Origin of the sequence: Chitinophaga agrisoli, assembly GCF_008386695.1 — a bacterium.
Taxonomy (GTDB): domain Bacteria; phylum Bacteroidota; class Bacteroidia; order Chitinophagales; family Chitinophagaceae; genus Chitinophaga; species Chitinophaga agrisoli.
Window position 1 is genome coordinate 266,828 of record NZ_VUOC01000004.1, and the last position, 17,363, is coordinate 284,190.

The following is a 17,363-nucleotide window of genomic DNA, read 5'->3' on the forward strand; positions in this document are numbered from 1 at the left end:
CCCGGAAAAATATTCATGTGACACTACTATCCACTTTCCTGACGGCCAATCCAGGCCTCCGCCTCGAAACGGCAGACCTCTTCAGCGAAGCCGCCCTCGCCGGTTACAACTGGCCGGATGGCAGCCGCAAAGACCTGCTGCAAAGCCTCCGTACCCGCCAGCGCATGTTAAAGGTATACCCTGACAACAACGTGGCCGAAGTCCTGGAAACCCTCGGCTTTCACAGCGCACATCATATTGCGGCCACAGACAACGCGGAATTTGCACAAAAAGCAACCCCGGCATTGTCTGCCCTCGAAGGCATAACAGATGCAAACGCCTTATGTGCACAGATCTCCGCCAATGCCGCCCGCATCCGGCGCGCTAGCTTCGAATTAGCGTTGGCCCGTCCCCGTACAGTTACCCTCGCGGTTACAGACACACCGGCAGCCGCCAACCAGCCGGATTTCCAGGCCGGCGTACCAGATTACGAACGTCTGTTTGGCCCCATGATCACCTGCGACTGCGACGATTGCCAGAGTATCTTTGGGCCGGCAGCCTACTTTACAGACCTTATGCGGGTGGTCACAGACTACGTAACCCCGCCACTGGAACAGCTGTTCACCCTGCAATATCGCCGCCCGGACCTGTGGACGTTGCCGCTCGATTGTGGCACCGCAGGTACAGAGCTGGCCTATATCGATATCGTAAATGCCATCCTCCAGCAGAACATTGCCACCAATTATGCAGGTGGTAACGATCCCTTGGAGCTGATAGCCGCCGCGCCCTATCCCTTCAGCGCGCCTTTTAACCAGTCATTCCTCACCATCCGCAAAGGCATGGAGGAATTGCAGACCGGTCTGGCCTCATTGTACAAAACGCTGGATAACACCGCCCCCGCCACAGCGGCTGCCCTCCTGGACCTTTCCCCGGAACAGCTTTCCATGGTGAATGGAACAACCGTTACCACACTGGCACAGCTCTACGGCTTTCATGATGCAGCTGCTACAGATGCAGACCTGCTGGCCGCACTTGGCCAACAACGCGTATTCCTGCGGCAAACAGGCCTTACGCCAGACGCATTGGAGGCGCTGCTGTACCAAAACCTGGAAGACAATGCAAACCTGCTCCTGCCCCTGTTCTTCCTCAATGGCGTGCTGTCATCCGGCCAATACCTCGATCTCCGCGATGCAGACCTCGTAAACAGGGAGCCCGCCGCTTTAGTGGTGACAGATGGCACAACAGATAGCGCCCTTACAGATAATATACTAAAACAGCTGGCCGTGTACATCCGCCTCAAAGCACAACATAACTGGTCTTATGAAGAGCTGGACTGGCTGCTGAGATCCGCGGCCTTATCATTAAACCCGGATGCGCCGGTAAACACAGTGGATGATTCCCTCATCGAAGTGCTGGGCGCCGCCGCCGCCATTCAAAAAGTATATGATATTCCGGCAGATGAGCTAAGCGCTTTCTGGTACGATATGAAAACCTATGGCGGGGAAACGCCTGGTGCAGCACAGCAAAACCTCTGGGACCGCGTATACAATACGCCGCCGCTGATGGCCAACAGTACAGACACCACGCAACCGGCTTATTACCGCCCTGTGTATGACGGTAACCCGGTGTTCGCGTCCACCGTCATTACATGGACGCTGACCGGCACACAAACAACGGAAGACCTCCGCCTCAACAGCCAGCTGGCAGGCGCCCTCCAGGTCAGCGGAACAGACCTTACCGCGCTACTGGCAGCTATCGCCCCCGGTGCGGTAAGCGTTAAGCTCGAAGTACCATTTATGTCGATGATGTATCGCGTGGCCCGTATGGCGCGCATGCTGGGTATGAGCGTACCGGATCTTACATTGATGGCCAGCCTGCTGGATCTGCCAATGACTGCCGCCTGGTCCCTGGAACAGGTGGAAACGTTGATCGAAACAGCGGAATGGCTCCAGCACGCCAACCTCACCGTGAGCCAGCTTAGCTACCAGGTAACCGGGGTATTACCCACCGGCGCCATACCACTTTCAGATGCGGCAGCCTTTGACAAAGCGCTCACAGATATGCTGCAATCCAGCCGCCAGGCCCGCCTGGACGAGAACAGCTTTAACACGGATACACTGGATGCCCCAACATCGCAAGCCATCTTTACCCAGCTGGTCGCGTCAAAAGTATTAACGCCCGATGGTATAGTCACCAACGCGGTTCCACTAACGCCAAAGCATATAGGCGCCATCCTCTATAACGGGGAAGTCACCGGGCCGGCGCTTTTCAAAATAAACCCGCAGCAGAAACTGATCGCCTTTGGCGCGGCCGGCGGACAAGGAAACGTAACGTTCCCTTTTTACCCGTTTGCGGACCCTGCCATCATAGCGGGAAATAGTTTTACCATCAGCCTCTGGGGACAGGTAAACGAGATCAGCACGGAAGGCTGGCCCATGTTTGTAGGTAACCGCGATGTATGGTATCCTTACGATATGCCGCCGGGTGTATTACTCTGTTCTATAAACGAAGCGCCCGCCCCGGGATCCATAAGGGTGGAGGAAGGATATAACGATATCCACTACTCCGGTACGGTGCCCGGCATATTCACAGCTAATAACCAATGGGCCTTTATCTCCTGGGTGAACGATAGCGGCAACTGGCGCCTGTACTGCAACGGGGAAGAAGTGGGTATGGGAAAAATGCCGCAGGAGGTGCCGGCCATCTACCAGCTGCCGGGATCGCAGACGGTAGCTTATTACGCCGGTTACGGTTTCAACGGTTATGTGGCCAACGTATCTATCTGGACAACCGCACGCACCGGCGAACAGATCATGCAGGATATGTATACCGCGTTCACCGGTTCGGAAGACGGCCTGCTGGCCTACTGGCCGATGAATGAAGGGACCGGTACTACCATCAACAACTATAGCCCCCGAGGCGCTGCTTACAATGGTACGTTCTATAACGGCAGCAACGTAGGCACACCGGTTTGGGTAGATGTGCCGGACCTGCCCTCCGCCAGCGAAGTGCTGGTGATCTGGCAAACCCTCATGAATGCCCTCACCGCACAGGAAACCCTGGTGATCAAAACCCTGGCGGGCGCCGCCCGTATGAGCGCACAGCAGATGGCAGGCATAAGCCGCCTCTCCAGCCAGGAGGTGAACAATGCCACCGCGCTTGGATTTGAAGACAGCACGCCTTACCCCTACCTCGCCAATTTCCTGCTGGTCACCGCCCCGGATAACAATCCGCAACGCACTGCCTACCTGGATACGCTCTTCCGCAATACCGCCCTCGCCCGCGCCCTCCGCCTCAACGGAAAAGAGATGACGGCGATTGTGGCGCTCCCGGATGCCTTCGGCACTGGAAACATCTCGTATGATGATACATTACTCAGCATAACGCAGCTGCAAACGATCACCGCCTACAAGTCCCTGTTAGCTTATTGTAACAACAGCGAAGGATTGCTGCTGTATTTCATCCTGGCGCAATTGCCGGAAAATTTAACCGTCCCCCAGCTGCCCGGCATTTTGGAACGGCTGCCCGGCAAGATGTTCGGCCAGTATGTGGATACGCTCAAAACCTGGCTGGGCAACCCAACGGGGTACCTGGCTTCTCTCACAGGCTGGAATGCAGACGAGATCAGCGCCATCACCAGCCAGGCTTATTTCTCCATGGTTGATTTTACAACGGTGGCGGGCATACGCAAACTGGCCGCCGTATTCGTACAGGAAGAAAAACTGGGCATGAATATCGCCTCGCTGAACCTGTTGCGCGGGCTCTCTGCGGATAACCTGTTCACGTCCACAGACAGCTGGCAGAACTACCTGGCTGCCGCCGCTGCCATCAACGGCGCCCTTAGCTCCAAACGCGGCAGCGCCGCCATAGAGAAGGTACGGGCAGACCTGGCCGCCCAAACCCGCAACGTGCTGGCCGATTGGCTCATATGGGAACTGGGCGGCGATATAGACGGCGTAACAAATGAAGACCAGCTGTATGAATACCTGCTCATAGATGTGAATATGTCGCCATCCGTAAAAATATCCTGGATGGTGGCCGGTATGAACAGCCTGCAATTATATGTGAACCGCTGCATCAATAATATGGAACCGGGCGTAGTGAACCAGATCCCCAACAGCTGGTGGGAATGGATGAGCACCTACCGGGTATGGCAGGCTAACCGGGAAGTATACCTTTACCCGGAAAACTATGTAGACCCCAGCTTACGGAAATTCCAGAGCCCCCAGTTCAAAACGTTTGTCAATGATATATCCAAAGGGCAGATCACGGATAACAATGTAAAACAGGCGCTGGCCAGCTACCTGGAAGCAGTAAACGAAGTAGCCAGCCTGGAGATCGTAGACGGTTATGTGGCGCGTATGCAAAAAGGCGGGCCGGGTTTGCAGGACGATAATGATAAGCACTCGCTTTTCATCGTTGGCCGCTCCCGCACCGCGCCTTACAGCTTTTATACGCGGGTGGCGGTGGCGCTTACCAGCAAAGACGCCGTGGAGGATGGAACCCCGCCCAGCGACGCCACCAATATGAGTTTTGGCCCCTGGGAAAAGATCAGCCTGCAGATCAGTGCTCCATATGTTTCCACCATCGCCGCTTTTGGCAGGCAGTTCATTTTTTGGGTTGAACAGACCACGGTGGTCAACACCACCGCCAGCGATCAGAAATATACCACGGTATACGGTAGCATCTACTACTCCTACCGTGATTTCTCCGCTACCTGGATCGCCCCGGTGATCTTGAGAAAAGACATCATCATCGCGGTATACGGCAGCGGGCTGCCACACACCAACTATTATGAGACAGACCTGCTGGGCGCACGTATGGGCGATACCGCCAGCCAGCAACAGTATGCATTTTATAAAACGCTTCCCTGGAATAAACCGCGCTTGCAATTTGTTCCTGGCTCCGCCGGCATCGCAGACAGTATCCTGGTACAACTGGGAGACATAGTGGGTTGGAACCCCGCCATTACTTCCGCCCCCGTTCAGCCGTCCACCTCGGCCATGACGGACGAACAGAGAACGTTCCAGAACCAGATCTATACAGCCGCCAAACTCGCCTACAGTAACCAGTCTGACTATTTCTCTATCCTGCGCGCCTCCGTGTTGTTCTCTTCCCTACGCACGCAGGAGGTGAATGCGGGCATTAACACCCATGCTTACCTGTTACTCGATGGCTGGCTGGAGCAAACAGACCACCAGACGCAACTGAGCTTTGCCGCCAGCGCCAGCCTGATCTCACCACCGCTGCCGGTTAAAACATCCTGGTGGCCCGGTATTGACAATTATGGCCTGGTAAAGGGCACTACCGTTAAGGATGTTGTGGGTGGATCTAATGGATCATCGTCCAATAATTTCACTTTCAAACAGAACGTGTTCCCTGCTATGCCCAACGCTGCTGTGGCATCCTTTACAACAGGCAGTTGGTACAACTTCATCTGGACGGTTAACGAGTCGGCAGCAAATTCCACTTTTAGCTGCTGGCTCAACGTGCAAAGTATTGCCTCCGGTGGCAGCATCCTTATGGGGTTCCCGCTCATGTCCAGCAATGCCATCTTACGGATCAAGGAATGTTTCATATACAATGGTTATCTGTATATATTCTATACACCTGCCAACAGTTCAAGCACTACCAATGTATGCCTCCCTATCAGCTTAAACACCTGGTATTTTCTCACGATCACTACCAGCTCATCCGGCATAAAAGTTTATTTAAATGGCGTGGCGCAACAGGCTGGTTATGCGCCGCTAAACATCAGTGCAGCTACCTTTAGCCAAATGCAGTTTGGCCGCTTCAATGGCTATGCCCTCGGGTTCCAGTATTGGGATATCACGCTCACAGCGGCGCAGGTATTGCTGGCCTATCAAACCTCCCTTACCCCATACCTGTCGGGCATGGATTACGCCAACACCAGCCTTTACCGCCTGGGCAATAGCGCCGGCGCCTTTGCATTTAATACCGGTAACCAATCCTATCTTGTTCTCCCTGATATCGCCACAAAGACCATCGCCGAGTGTATACAATCCTCCTATCATGAAGATTCGGCCACGCTGATACTAAGTTTCCAGCGCTCTCCACTGCTGGACAGTACCGCAAATTTCCCCATGCGCTTTGTGCGGATGAATACAGATACCCTCCCCGATCTGATAACGCTGTTAGCTGCCAACGGCATCAATGCATTATATGCCCGGGAAGTCCAATACCTGCCGGAGCAGGACCTTAACGACTACATGCCCTCCCCGCTGGTCACCTTACCGGCAATGGACAGCATGAATTTTAACGGGGCCTTTGGCATGTATTTCTGGGAGCTGTTCTTCTACGCGCCTTATCTCATTGCAGAGAAACTGCGGGCAGGTAATAAATACGCGGCCGCGGAAAAATGGTTCCGTTATATCTTCGATCCCGCCAGCAGCCAGCCGCCTACCGTGGAGAAATTATATGATTTCCTGTTTAACACGGATAGCAATACCGGCCCGGTGGCCATCTGGCCAATGAACCGTTCATCCAATAACCAGTTCATAGACCTTAAAAACCAGCTCCCGGTTACATTCAATACGCTGACAGAAGCAGCCGGCCAGCAGCCGCCTTTTAGCAAATTTGACCGCGCGATATGGACCTTTGGGCCTTCCTCTACCGCAACCAGCCCATACAATGCATCGTTGAATACGGCGGAAATGACCATTACAGCCTGGGTGCGGCTCACGTCCATGCCATCCTCCGCCACCTATATCACCATCGTTAATTCACAGACAGCCAATACAGGTTACCACCTGGCCTTTCATTACAACTCCAGCGCAAAGAACTGGACGCTGCGGTTGCTTATACAGGGTCAATCAAACGGCGGGCCCACCGGATGGGTAAGCGCAGATTCATATCCGCTCGACACCCTTAATGAATGGCAATTTGTAGCGGGGCGTTACGACGGCAAAACATTGAAGGTGTACATTAACGGTAAGCATGTTACGCAAAATACTGCCCGCATTACCCATTATATCCACAATACCACGGGCACTTTCCGTATAGGCTGCGGTAGCGCCGGCTCCGTTAACGAGTTCTATTTTAACGGCCAGATCGCGGATGTAGCGGTATTTGGCTATGCCATGCGTGGCGCTGATATTGAGCGCCTGTATCAAAACTATATCAGCGTAGGGCCTAATGCGTTATACTGGAACTTCCGGCCTTTCCAGCGTATCAATGCGGAAACCCTCTACCATATCCTGAATGGGGATGCCTGGCAGGAAAACTTCCTGCAGCCGGCGGAATATTATACCGCCTCCCTGCAGATGGCCGTTTACGAATACGATCCCTTTGACCCGGATACGATTGCCCGCCTCCGCATAAACTCCTGGCAAAAAGCCACCTTCATGCGCTATGTAGAGAACCTCCTGAACTGGGGCGATTCCCTGTTTACCCAGGATACCTGGGAAACGCTGAGCGATGCTACCATGCGCTATGTAATGGCAGCCTCCCTGCTGGGACGTATACCCGTTAAAGAAGTATCAGAAGCGCCGGAACCTGCCGTAAACTATGCAGATATCGAAGACGCTTACGGCGCCGGCAACGTGCCGCCTTTCCTCATAGAAATGGAGAACCAGCTGGCTGGCATTGGTCCGGACGCTACACTGGAACAACAGGTACAGAGCATAGTAGACGCTTATTTCTGTGTGCCCGCCAACAAACAGCTGTTGCAATACTGGGACCTGGTGGCAGACCGCCTGTTTAAGCTGCGGCATGGCCTCACCATCGGCGGCACGCCCAACCATATCCCCTTATACGCCCCCGCCATTGATCCGGCCGCGCTGGTAGCAGCCGCGGAAACCGGTGATCTGGGCAACGCATCGGCCGTATCTATCCCCGCCGTGCCGGCCTTCCGCTTCAGCTATATGATAGCGCAGGCAAAAGCCGTTACCTCAGAAGTGGTACGCCTTGGCGCAGAGCTCCAGGCGGCCCTCGAAAAGCAGGATGGCGAACAGCTGGCCCGGATGCAGGCCGGTTACCAGGAAGTGCTGTACAATATGACGGCAGATATCCGTGCCAGCCAGGTGAACCAGCTGCAATATGTGGAAGCGGGTTTACAGGCCAGCTATGACAATGCCGCCTACCTGCACAATACCTACAACAAATGGCTGCGCACGCCCGTCAATTTCCTGGAGGCGGCCTCCCTGGAACTGGGCGCGCTCGCAATAGACCTTAACCTGGTAACAACTGATATCGATGCGCTGGCCGGCATCGCCTTCCTGCTGCCAAACATCTTTGGCCTGGCGGATGGCGGTATGGATTTCGGGCATGCCACTGAATCGGAAGGCAAAGCGCTGCAATCCCTGGCCCACATCAGCGGCCTCACAGGACAACTGGCCGCGCAGATGGCCCAGTATGTACGCCGTGAACAGGAATGGGGCCTGCAGGCCACCGTTGCCGGCAACCAGATGCAGGAGATCAGCGCCCAGATAACGGCAAACAGCTTTGCATTACAAGCTGCCCGCCAGGAGGCGTCGCTGAACCAGGCACAGTTACAGCAGGCGCAGGAAGTATACCAGTTCCTCACCAACAAATTCACGAACGAAGCCCTATACAGCTGGCTGTCCGGACAGCTATCCGGCCTGTACTCCCAGCTGTTCCAGCTCGCCTGGACACTGGCGCAGCAAACCCAGACAGCCCTGCAGTATGAGCTCAACCTTACCCATACATACCTGAGCAATGCCGCCTGGAATGCCGCTTACCAGGGCCTCCTGGGCGGAGACGCCCTCCTGCTGGCATTACAGCAAATGGAAAATGCATACATCAGCGGTAATAACCGCAAACTGGAGATCAGGAAAACATGGTCCATGCGCCAGAACAACCCGCAGGCTCTACTCACCCTGCTGGCTACCGGCAGCTGCTATTTTGATCTGAATGAGCTCAGTTATGAACTGGATTTCCCCGCACATTATAACCGTAAAATAAGATCGCTGAGCGTTACCATTCCGGCAGTAGTGGGCCCCTACCAGGATCTGCATGCTACGCTGGTGCAAACCGGCAACACGGTAATGATACGGCCCAGCGTAACTGCCGCCCAATACCTTACAGGCATCACCACTACGCCCCCCAGTGATGGCTCGCTGCGGATGAACTGGAACCCCAACCAGGAGATCATCATCTCCACCGGTATAAATGATGCGGGCGTATTCCAGCTCAACTTCAATGATGAGCAGTACCTGCCCTTTGAGGGAACAGGCGCGGTATCTTCCTGGTACCTGAGCATCCCGCAGGCAGCCAATGCTTTCCCCCTGCGTTCCATCAGCGATGTGATCTTCACCATCGACTACACCGCAGAAGATGGCGGCAGCGCCTACGCAGCGCAGATCACGGCCTTACCACCGCTCACAGACTATAAAGGCTACCAATACCTCAGCCTGCGCCAGCTGTATAGCGCCGCCTGGTTCAATTTCTGCAACAACACCGTAGTAACAGGTAGCGGCACTACGCAGGAGGTAGCCTCCTCCCTCTCATTTGAGCTGGTAACCGCCATGTACCCGGCTAACCTGGCTAATGTAAAACTGGGTAACAGCGCCGGTCAGGTAGGGCTCTTCCTGGCTACGGAAACCGGCATCAGCGCAGACGGGTTAACATTACAACTCAACAGCGGCGAAGAAACCGTATGGCCGCTGCCAGATTACCTGATCCGGAACGGAACAGCCACCGGCCCGGTAACAGTACCGGGCAAAGGCGCTCCCTGGGTGCTGCAGGCAGCGGATATCCCGGCCAGCCTGCTCACCACTGGTAATCTTATCGACCCGGCCAAACTACTGGATATCATCCTCGTGGTACCGTTTAGCGGAACGCTGAGCTGGTAAGACTTTATCCTGGTTGATAGAATATCCAGGGCAAAAAACGCCCGGGATATTTTTTTAACAAGGCTGCAATAATAATAACCAGCCCTTATGCCTATATGAAAAAATCTCATCTCCCGGGCAACCCGCCGGATATGCGCTCCGTATATGTTGACAGTACAACGAAAAACAGCGCTGAGGGATTGTAAAGTTCTTCCCTCTCCGGAAACCATATTAATTAAACGTGAACAATAAACCTTAACGCAAAATCTCCAACATTATGTCAACTGCGCTGAAGCTTTCAGGCAAGAGGATCCTTTTTGCCAGTGTCCCCGCCGACGGCCATTTTAACCCATTATCCGGTCTCGCCATCCATCTCAAAGAACAAGGCAATGATGTAAGATGGTATACATCCGCGGTCTTTAGTAAAAAGCTGGAAACGTACGGTATCCCCCATTACAGGTACGTAAAGGCATTGAACCTAAACGTAGATAACATGGAGGAACTGTTCCCCGCCAGGAAAACCTTTACCGACATGATACAGAAACTGAACTTTGACCTGGTGGAGGTCTTTGCCAGGCGTTCAGAAGAATATTATGAGGACATGAAGGATATCTACGCATCCTTTCCGTTTGATATTGTTATAGCAGACAGCATGTTCTCCGCCATCCCCTTCATCCGTCACAAGATGAATATCCCCGTAATTTCCATTGGCATCATCCCGCTCGCAGCGGAATCCAAAGACCTGGCGCCATACGGCCTTGCATTACCCCCCGCCGCTAACGAAGAGCAACGCGCACAATACGCCAAAATGCGGGAGGATGGAACTAATATCCTGTTTAAAGAAGCAGTAGATGTATATGACGAGATCCTCACCAGGAACGGCGTTCCGCATACCAGGGGCATGCTGTTTGATATCCTGATCCGGGAAGCAAGCCTGCACCTGCAGATAGGCTCCCCCGGCTTTGAGTACGAACGCAGCGATATGGGCGGGAACGTACGTTTTATCGGCGCGCTCTATCCCCCTGACAGCACCGCACACCGGACAGAATGGTTTGATGAGCGCCTGAACAAGTATAAGACCGCCTTGCTGGTAACACAGGGTACCGTGGACAAAAGTATGGATAAGCTGCTGGAGCCTACGCTGGCTGCTTTTAAGGATACGGACATCCTCGTTATCGCCACCACCAGCGGCGCCCGCACGGAAGAGCTACGGCAGAAATACGCGGCAGACAACATTATTGTAGAGGATTACATTTCCTTTGGGGAGGTAATGCCGCATGTAGACGTATATGTGACCAATGGCGGTTATGGCGGTACCTTACTGGGTATACAGCATAAATTACCCATAGTGGCTGCCGGCATTCATGAAGGGAAAAGCGAGATATGCGCACGTGTTGGCTACTTTAACCTGGGCGTTAACCTGGCTACGGAAACGCCTACCCCGGATCAGCTGCGGGAAAGCGTGCAACAAGTGCTGCGCGATGCCACCTATGCACAACAGGTGTCCCGCCTTTCAGACGAGATTGGGGAATATGATGCGCACAACCTGTGTGTACAGTATATACAGGAGCTGCTGAACTGATCGTGCATAACAAAAAGTGTTGTGCTACCAGCCGGCAGCGCAACACTTTTTTTCTTACCACCCCATAAATACCATTCCTGCCCCGCAAATAGTAACCGTGGCCCCGCCTATCGCATGTATATACCTCTCCAGCCTATCTGTCTTAAAGAACGCATACCCATAATATCCCAGCATCACCATTACCACCATGGCAATCAACGTAAACACCATAAACGTCACCACCAGCAGCACAATACCCAGCGTTGACTGCCGCGCCGCAGGATAGGTCAGCAACGGGATCAGCGGCTCGCAAGGGCCCAGCGCAAAAATGATAAACAGGATCCAGGGCGTCACCTTCGTCCGCTCCTGCGGATACACTGGCCCTTCCCCATGTTTATGCTCATATACATACACAGATCCATCCTCATACATATCAAAATGTTTATGCGGCTTGTTAAGATACGCCCGCCGCAGCCCCCATACCAGGTAAGCCAATCCAAAGAACAGCAGCGCCCAGCCGGCAATACCGCCCCGCAGCCCTTCCAGCCAGCTGATCTTGCCAATCTCCCAGCCCAGGAACACACCCAGTAAACCCAATAACACGGAGCTGCCTACATGCCCAATACCGCAGATAATGGTCCATAGAACCGTTTTAGCCGGCGACCATTTGCGCGACTGTGACAGGGCAATAAACGGCACATAATGATCCGGGCCGGTAACCGTATGCACACAGCTAATGGCAATAGCAGTAAGTAATAAAGCCCCGGTCTCTGAAGTCATATTTCAAATTAGTTAGTCATTGCATCAGTTATAACGCGTTCCTGCCACAACACCTTCTCCATCCTCCGCATACACCCAAATAACTGTTCCGCGCCATTCCCAAGTATCCGCAGCACAATAGCCGGCCCGGCAGCCTGCGATACCCCATACGCTATCTCCTCCTCCCCTGCCAGCAAATCCAGCAACACATCCGCCATAGGCGGCGCATCCGCACGGGTATCCGCATAAATAAGCGTTGCCTGGTGTGTAAAGCCCTCCAACTGCCCCGGGCCCGCCAGCTTGATCCGTTCCGGTTGCAGCAGCAGGTTATCCTTTACGATCAGCTTACCCTGGTAATATAATTCCGTAATGTTATGGAACAACCGGAACTGAAACACCTCCCCACACAACTTACGCCCACAGGTAACGATCTCGCCCCAAATAAGCCGGCTGCCGGCTTCCAGGAAAATACGGTTATGGCCTTCAAAGCTGGCTCCTGCGTGCGGTACTACCGGGTGCGGAATATAGCTGAAACTAGCGCCCTGATGCACTTCTACCTGCATATGCTGACAAGCCCCATGCTCCATATGATATAAACGCTGATACGCCTGCGTCTGTAACTGCAGCCTGCTGCCGGCGCTAACGGTAATATGTATACGGTAATCATCCCCATCCAGCATACCCGGCGATGCGGACATCAGCATCAGGCACAGCGCCTTATCTGTACGGTACGCGCCTATGTCCGCCAGTTTAAACGGGCGGGTCCAGTAGCTTTCTTTCAGCCAGGTAGCGCCTGCACGGAGGCCGGTCACAATTTTTAATTCGCTGATCATCTTTGCAGTGCAGGTTCCGTTACGTCTTCCAGCAGCGCATATTTTTTTATCCAGGCAATCACCTCCGGCAGTCCTATACCGCGCATCAGGTCAGTAAATACAAACGGCTGTCCTTTGCGCATCAGGCGGGCGTCGCGGTCCATCACCTCCAGGCTCGCGTTTACATAAGGCGCCAGGTCTATTTTATTGATCACCAGCAGATCGGAACGGGTAATACCCGGACCGCCCTTACGGGGGATCTTATCGCCTTCTGCTACGTCTATCACAAAGATCGTCACATCTGCCAGGTCCGGGCTAAAAGTAGCGGAGAGGTTATCGCCGCCGCTTTCTATAAAAATAAGCTGCAGGTCCGGGAAACGGGCTGCCATCTCATCCACAGCCTCCAGGTTCATGCTCGCGTCCTCACGGATGGCCGTATGCGGGCACCCGCCGGTCTCCACGCCCATGATCCGCTCCGCCGGTAACAGGCTGTTCTTTGTCAGGAATTCCGCATCTTCTTTAGTATAGATATCATTGGTGATCACGGCCAGCTCATAGGCTTCCATCATATTACGCGTAAGCCTTTCTATCAGGGCAGTTTTACCGGAACCTACCGGCCCTGCGATCCCTATTTTTACATATTTCCTCATGACATATACAATCTTGAATATAATCTTTCATGCTGCATACAACGTATATCAAAACCCGGGTTACAACAGCCCAGGAAACGGCGGTCCGGCAATAAGGTGACCATAGCCAGCTCGGTTAACAAGGGCTGCAGCCGCAGGAGGATATCCTGCCCTTCCAGCTGCCCCAGGGGTACCAGCTTTACACAGTTGGTCACCATGCCCGCAATGGCGTTATAATAAAACGCCTGCAAAGCGTCTGCTTTAGGCGCATGTAACAGCGCCGCATATACGCCAAATGCCAGGCAGTAATGCCCCGTAGCACGGCCCTCTTTGATAGCGCCCTCATATTGCTGCATAAAAAGGAAGGGCCGTTCCCGGCTAAAAACCTTCTGTAAACGGATGCCCAGTTTCTGGCTCGCCTGCCGTATTTCCTTCGCCACCTTTAATGCCGTACATTCCTCATCCAGCTGCAACAGTGCGCCCAGATCCTCCTGCATGGCCGCATCGTACGCCAGGCTGACAAATGCGGCATCATTATAACGGAGGTTATTGGCCAGCATGCTATGTATCCACGCTTCTGCCGTGGCGGCGTTATGTACCAGGCCTTGCTGCACATAGGTCTCCAGCCCGTTGGAATGGCTATAACCGCCTATAGGCAAGCCAGGATCAGATAAATGCAACAATGCGAGCATGATTATCTTGTTAGATTAATGATCTTCTGAAATAAAGAAGTACCGCCGCTATCCCCGTGGCTATGCGGCATTACATTAGAGCGCAGCATATTGGTAAGCTTGCGTACCGCTTTTACCGGCGCATAACCCGCGGCTTCCAGCCAGCGGAACAACGGCTCTTCCCAGGGGATCAGCACTTCATTATCCTGTAAAAAAACAGGCAGGTGTTTATTGCCTATCTCGTAACAAACAGCGCCCATCTCCTCCATAGAGGCCGGTTTTACAACAATGGCCTCGCAGGGCAGGATGTCTGTCACCACCATGGTCTGATCATCCATATAAACAATATCCCCTTGCTGCAGCCGCTGTCCTTGTTTTAACAGGCGCAACGCCACATCACGGCCGGCAACCGTTTGTTTGCGCTGTATGCGCCTGGCGGTCTCGTACCATTCCAGTTGCAGCAAGTCCGTTTGCCGGCTGCCCGCCGGAACAGTGTTGATATTGCCTATAATATCTTCTATGATCATACGCTCAGATTTACCAGCACGCCTAAAACAAAAAATACCGTTGCGCTAACGCCACTTCCTTCAGCGGTTCACAGGTGATCTTCTCCCCGTTTACCCGTACCTCGTAAGTTTCCGGGTTCACAGTAATATCCGGTGTTTGGTCGTTGTGGATCAGGTCTTTCTTGGAAATGCTCCGGCAGCCGCTTACGGGTAACAATGTTTTCTCCAGGCCATATTCCTTTGTAATATCTTTCTGCAAGGAAACTTTCGATACAAATATCACGCTGGTATGCAGCAATGCCTTGCCATGCGCGCCAAACATATGGCGGTAGATCACCGGCTGCGGCGTGGGTATAGAAGCATTGGGATCGCCCATTTTACTGGCGGCAATCATCCCGCCTTTAATGATCATCTCCGGCTTAGCGCCAAACAGGGCCGGTTTCCACAGCACCAGGTCCGCTATCTTACCGGTTGCTATCGAGCCCACATGATCGGCAATACCCTGCGTAATGGCCGGGTTGATGGTATATTTAGCTACATAACGTTTTACGCGGAAATTATCATTGTCCTTGCCGGCGTCTTCGGGTAGCGCGCCGCGCTGCTTTTTCATCTTATCGGCCGTTTGCCAGGTGCGGATCACTACTTCGCCTACACGTCCCATGGCCTGCGAGTCAGAGCTCATGATGCTGAACACGCCCATATCATGCAGGATATCTTCTGCGGCAATGGTCTCCGGGCGGATCCGCGAGTCTGCAAAAGCTACGTCCTCGGGCACACGTTTATCCAGGTGATGACAGACCATCAGCATATCCAGGTGCTCATCGATGGTGTTCACCGTATACGGGCGCGTAGGATTGGTAGATGCCGGCAGCACATTCGGAAAAGATGCCGCCCGGATAATATCCGGCGCATGGCCGCCGCCCGCGCCTTCTGTATGGAAGGTATGGATCACGCGGCCGTTGATGGCCTTCATGGTATCTTCCAGGAAACCTGCTTCGTTAAGGGTATCTGTATGGATGGCGATCTGCACATCCAGTTTATCCGCCACCTGCAGGGAAGCGTCTATCACCGCCGGCGTAGCGCCCCAGTCTTCATGGATCTTAAGGCCCAGCGCGCCGGCTTCAATCTGTTCTTCCAGCGGGGCCGTGGTAGCGCAGTTGCCTTTGCCAAAGAAGCCCAGGTTCATAGGATAGGCTTCCGCCGCCTGCAGCATACGCTGAATGTTCCATTTACCCGGGGTAACGGTAGTAGCGCTGGTGCCATCTGCCGGACCGGTCCCCCCGCCTATCATAGTGGTAATACCGCTGAACAGGGCATGGTCCACCAATTGCGGACAGATAAAATGGATATGCGTATCAATACCACCCGCCGTAGCAATAAGATTGCTGCCGTTATGTACTTCAGTAGCCGCGCCAATGATCATATTCGGGTGTACGCCATCCATGGTATCAGGATTACCGGCCTGGCCTATACCCACGATCTTGCCGTCTTTGATACCGATATCCGCTTTTACAATGCCCCAATGGTCAATGATGATCACGTTGGTGATCACCAGGTCCAGCACTCCTTCGGCCCGCAGGGCGGTAGCTGATTGCGCCATGCCATCGCGCACGCTCTTACCACCGCCAAATTTACATTCATCGCCATACACGTTATAGTCCTGCTCTATTTCTATGATGAGGTCTGTATCCGCCAGGCGTATACGGTCACCGGTAGTGGGACCGTACATGCTTACGTATTTATGTCTGTCTATCCGGAGGCTCATGGTAATTTGATTTTAAACTGCTGTTCGGCTGCTTTCAGCAAAGCTTGCTCTTTTATGGTATCATCTGTAGTAACGCCATTGGCCAGGTTATTAATACCTATTACGCGTTTAGCGCCGCCCAGCTCTACCAGCTCCACGGCTTTTACCTCGCCCGGTTCAAAACGCACAGCGTTGCCGGAGGGTACATTAAGGCGCATGCCAAAGGCCGTAGCGCGGTCAAAAGCCATCTGGCGGTTCACTTCAAAGAAATGGCAATGGGAACCTATCTGTACCGGGCGGTCGCCCGTATTCACTACTTTGATGGTAATGGTCTTACGGCCCTCATTGGCAATGATATCGTCCTTTTTAAGGAAGTATTCTCCGGGGATCATGTCAATTGTTTTATGGGTTAGCGGATAGGATGGTGTACGGTCACCAGTTTGGTGCCATCCGGGAAAGTGGCTTCTATCTGTATCTCATGGATCATTTCAGGGATGCCTTCCATCACATCATCACGGGTAAGGATAGTAGCGCCGTATTGCATCAGGTCTGCCACTGTGCGGCCATCCCGGGCGGCCTCCTGCAAGTGGCTGCTGATCAGGGCAATGGCTTCCGGGTAGTTGAGCTTAAGCCCCCTGGCCTTCCGTTTTTCTGCCAGTTCGCCGGCTACATGCAGCAGCAGCTTTTCAGTTTCTCTTGCGGTCAAATGCATAATTTACTGGTTATTGATCAGAAAAATACAATATTTATTATCACTTATTTAAAAAACAAGCGCCAAAATCCGCCTAATACACACATTAAATATTACATAATATATTTGTTAATATGAATCCCCGGTAAGCCTTATATTTTGCAACACTGGAAAATGCGATATATCTTACGCGCCGTTG

Annotated in this window: 10 protein-coding genes; 2 read left to right on the forward strand and 8 right to left on the reverse strand. The window is 53.4% G+C overall.

Going from position 1 to position 17,363, the window contains the following annotated elements; translation table 11 throughout:
* Positions 1–17: 17 nt before the first annotated feature.
* Positions 18–9,812, forward strand: coding sequence for a Tc toxin subunit A-related protein (locus F0L74_RS20390; RefSeq protein ID WP_149839764.1), 9,795 nt, complete (start codon positions 18–20; stop codon positions 9,810–9,812).
* A 256-nt stretch (positions 9,813–10,068) separates the two neighbouring features.
* A complete protein-coding gene (locus tag F0L74_RS20395) occupies positions 10,069–11,373 on the forward strand; it encodes a glycosyltransferase (RefSeq protein WP_149839765.1) in 1,305 nt (434 codons plus the stop codon).
* A 54-nt stretch (positions 11,374–11,427) separates the two neighbouring features.
* Here F0L74_RS20395 and F0L74_RS20400 read toward each other — a convergent pair whose 3' ends face one another.
* The 8 genes from F0L74_RS20400 to ureA are packed head-to-tail and all read right to left on the reverse strand — an operon-like array spanning position 11,428 to position 17,185.
* A complete protein-coding gene (locus F0L74_RS20400; RefSeq protein ID WP_149839766.1) occupies positions 11,428–12,132 on the reverse strand; it encodes an urease accessory protein UreH domain-containing protein in 705 nt (234 codons plus the stop codon).
* Between the two features lie 8 nt (positions 12,133–12,140).
* Positions 12,141–12,944 carry an urease accessory protein UreD gene (locus F0L74_RS20405; protein ID WP_149839767.1) on the reverse strand — a complete coding sequence of 268 codons (804 nt, stop codon included), beginning with the start codon at positions 12,942–12,944 and terminating at the stop codon, positions 12,141–12,143.
* Positions 12,941–13,573 carry an urease accessory protein UreG gene (gene ureG / locus F0L74_RS20410; RefSeq protein WP_149839768.1) on the reverse strand — a complete coding sequence of 211 codons (633 nt, stop codon included), beginning with the start codon at positions 13,571–13,573 and terminating at the stop codon, positions 12,941–12,943. Before ureG ends, F0L74_RS20405 begins: the two co-directional genes overlap by 4 nt.
* Entirely contained in the window at positions 13,570–14,244 is a 675-nt protein-coding gene (locus tag F0L74_RS20415) for an urease accessory protein UreF (RefSeq protein ID WP_149839769.1), read from the reverse strand. Before F0L74_RS20415 ends, ureG begins: the two co-directional genes overlap by 4 nt.
* A 2-nt stretch (positions 14,245–14,246) precedes the next feature.
* On the reverse strand, positions 14,247–14,750 hold the full coding sequence (ureE, locus tag F0L74_RS20420) for an urease accessory protein UreE (protein WP_149839770.1): 504 nt from the start codon (positions 14,748–14,750) through the stop codon (positions 14,247–14,249).
* A gap of 22 nt (positions 14,751–14,772) precedes the next feature.
* Entirely contained in the window at positions 14,773–16,494 is a 1,722-nt protein-coding gene (ureC, locus tag F0L74_RS20425) for an urease subunit alpha (protein WP_149839771.1), read from the reverse strand.
* Positions 16,491–16,865 (reverse strand): urease subunit beta, encoded by a 375-nt coding sequence (gene ureB, locus F0L74_RS20430; protein ID WP_149839772.1) that lies wholly within the window; start codon positions 16,863–16,865, stop codon positions 16,491–16,493. The genes ureC and ureB overlap by 4 nt, the downstream gene beginning before the upstream one ends.
* A 17-nt stretch (positions 16,866–16,882) precedes the next feature.
* The gene (gene ureA, locus F0L74_RS20435) at positions 16,883–17,185 is read right to left on the reverse strand and encodes an urease subunit gamma (protein WP_149839773.1); all 303 of its coding nucleotides are present in this window, start codon (positions 17,183–17,185) and stop codon (positions 16,883–16,885) included.
* Positions 17,186–17,363 lie beyond the last annotated feature (178 nt).

What these genes read in the sequence shown, in the direction of transcription:
- F0L74_RS20395 (WP_149839765.1), top strand. Translation starts at nt 10,069, where the DNA reads ATGTCAACTGCGCTGAAGCTTTCAGGCAAGAGGATCCTTTTTGCCAGT.
- F0L74_RS20400 (WP_149839766.1), bottom strand. Translation starts at nt 12,132, where the DNA reads ATGACTTCAGAGACCGGGGCTTTATTACTTACTGCTATTGCCATTAGC.
- F0L74_RS20405 (WP_149839767.1), bottom strand. Translation starts at nt 12,944, where the DNA reads ATGATCAGCGAATTAAAAATTGTGACCGGCCTCCGTGCAGGCGCTACC.
- ureG (WP_149839768.1), bottom strand. Translation starts at nt 13,573, where the DNA reads ATGAGGAAATATGTAAAAATAGGGATCGCAGGGCCGGTAGGTTCCGGT.
- F0L74_RS20415 (WP_149839769.1), bottom strand. Translation starts at nt 14,244, where the DNA reads ATGCTCGCATTGTTGCATTTATCTGATCCTGGCTTGCCTATAGGCGGT.
- ureE (WP_149839770.1), bottom strand. Translation starts at nt 14,750, where the DNA reads ATGATCATAGAAGATATTATAGGCAATATCAACACTGTTCCGGCGGGC.
- ureC (WP_149839771.1), bottom strand. Translation starts at nt 16,494, where the DNA reads ATGAGCCTCCGGATAGACAGACATAAATACGTAAGCATGTACGGTCCC.
- ureB (WP_149839772.1), bottom strand. Translation starts at nt 16,865, where the DNA reads ATGATCCCCGGAGAATACTTCCTTAAAAAGGACGATATCATTGCCAAT.
- ureA (WP_149839773.1), bottom strand. Translation starts at nt 17,185, where the DNA reads ATGCATTTGACCGCAAGAGAAACTGAAAAGCTGCTGCTGCATGTAGCC.